Raw genomic sequence first — 378 nt, 5'->3', positions numbered from 1 at the left:
CAACGTCGCGAGCTGGAATGACGATGCGAAGGCCTCTTCCGGTGAGGTCAGCCGGGACGGTTCCACGCTGACGTGGACCGGTGATCTCGAGGTCGAAGAGGTCGTGACCGTGACCTATTCGGTGACGGTGGGCGACGAGCCGGACGCGACCATGCGCAACGTCGTCACCAGTGACGACGAGCGTGCGGTGTGTGTGGAGGCAGAGGACGGCAACGCCGACTGCAAGACCGATCACCACACGCCGTCGGCAGAGCCCCCGGCTGAGCAGCCTCCGGGCGAGCAGCCTCCGGGTGACCAGCCTCCGGGTGCGCAGCCACCAAGCCCGCAGCCGCCGCTGCCGGATACCGGCTCGGGTATGCCGATCTGGGTGCTCGTGGC

1 protein-coding gene is annotated in these 378 nt (G+C 68.3%); it reads left to right on the top strand.

Annotation, left to right across the window (positions count from 1 at the left end):
- The coding region (locus tag ELR45_RS35310; protein WP_165367841.1) for a DUF7927 domain-containing protein at positions 1 to 378 on the top strand (378 nt) is incomplete at both ends.

The sequence above is a fragment of the Phytoactinopolyspora endophytica genome (assembly GCF_004138495.1).
In the GTDB taxonomy this organism is placed as follows: domain Bacteria; phylum Actinomycetota; class Actinomycetes; order Jiangellales; family Jiangellaceae; genus Phytoactinopolyspora; species Phytoactinopolyspora endophytica.
Note: the sequence above shows the minus strand (reverse complement) of the source record. Positions and strands in the feature narration are given on the sequence as shown.